This is a genomic window from Kocuria sp. CPCC 204721, assembly GCF_040980945.1.
Lineage (GTDB): Bacteria > Actinomycetota > Actinomycetes > Actinomycetales > Micrococcaceae > Kocuria > Kocuria marina.
Genome location: NZ_JAVKPO010000051.1, coordinates 1 through 1,206 on the forward strand (window position 1 = coordinate 1; position 1,206 = coordinate 1,206).

Below are 1,206 nucleotides of genomic sequence, written 5' to 3' on the forward strand. Positions count from 1 at the left end.
TGGGCCGCCCCCTTCATTCGGTCCGGTCGCTGTGCGAGTCGTCGGTTTCCGATTGATGGGTGCATTGCCGAGCGTAGTCGACGGGTGCGAGGTAGCCGAGCGATGAATGCCGGCGGTCGTGGTTGTATTCGGTCTTCCAGTCGCCGATCACGACCTGGGCGTGGAGCAGCGAGTAGAAGCTGTTGATGTTCAGGCACTCGTCGCGGAGCCTGCTGTTGAACGACTCGACGTACCCGTTGTGCCAGGGCGAGCCGGGCGGGATGTAGAACAGGCCGGTGCGGGTGCCGGCCCAGTCGGCCATCGCGTCGCTGATGAACTCGGGGCCGTTGTCGGATCGGAGCACCGCGGGGGCGCCGCGGACGGCGACGAGGTCCTCGAGGTGGGCGGTGAGCCGGTCCGCGGTGATCGACCGTTCGACGAGCCCGCCGATGCACTCGCGGGTGTGCTCGTCGACGATGGAGCAGATCTTGATCGGACGGCCCTGCTCGTCCGCGTCGAACTGGAAGTCCACCGCCCACACGAGGTTCGGTGCGACCGCTGCCGGGGCGTCGACGGTCGAAGACCCAACGCGTTTGCGGCGACGCCGCTGCGGGACGCGCAGCCCTTCCTCGCGCCAGAGCCGTTGGATCTTCTTGTGGTTCACGACCCACCCCTCGCCGCGGGCATCGTGGTAGGCCCTGCGGTATCCCCACCGCGGGTGCTTCTTCGCATACGCCCGCAGCCAGTCCCGCAACGCCAGGTCCGGGTCGGCTGTCGTCTCACCCTGGAGCGGGCGACGGTATGCGGACCTGCTCAGCCCGGCCAGACGGCACGCCATTCGTTCGCTCACCCGCAGCTTGCGCTTGAGGTGGTCGACGGCGGCGCAGCGCCTGCCCGGGCCTAGAAGTTTCCCTCAGCCAGCTCCTTGAGCGCGGCCTTCTCCAGCTCTGCCTCGGCGAGCAGCCGCTTGAGCGTGGCGTTCTGCTTCTCGAGCTCCTTCAGCCGCTTCGCGTCGTCGGCCTTCAGCCCGCCGTACTGGTTCCGCCACCGGTAGTACGTCTGCTCGGACACTCCGAGCTCTCGACACACCCCGGCGATGTCGCTACCGCCCGCGAGCATCCTGTCGGCCTGCCCGAGCTTACGGACGACCTGCTCCGAGGTGTGACGCTTCCTGCTGTTCGTCATGATCTGACCAGTCTCACTGCCCGGACCCCCGGGCAACAGGAC

1 protein-coding gene is annotated in these 1,206 nt (G+C 67.8%); it reads right to left on the reverse strand.

All coding sequences use genetic code 11. The features are described 5' to 3' along the window. Positions 1-13: 13 nt before the first annotated feature. A protein-coding gene (locus RF637_RS13790) for an IS3-like element ISAar43 family transposase (RefSeq protein ID WP_368845125.1) occupies positions 14-1,164 on the reverse strand; the annotation gives its coding sequence in 2 pieces (ribosomal slippage) (positions 14-894 and positions 894-1,164; 1,152 coding nt in all). Positions 1,165-1,206: the final 42 nt, after the last annotated feature.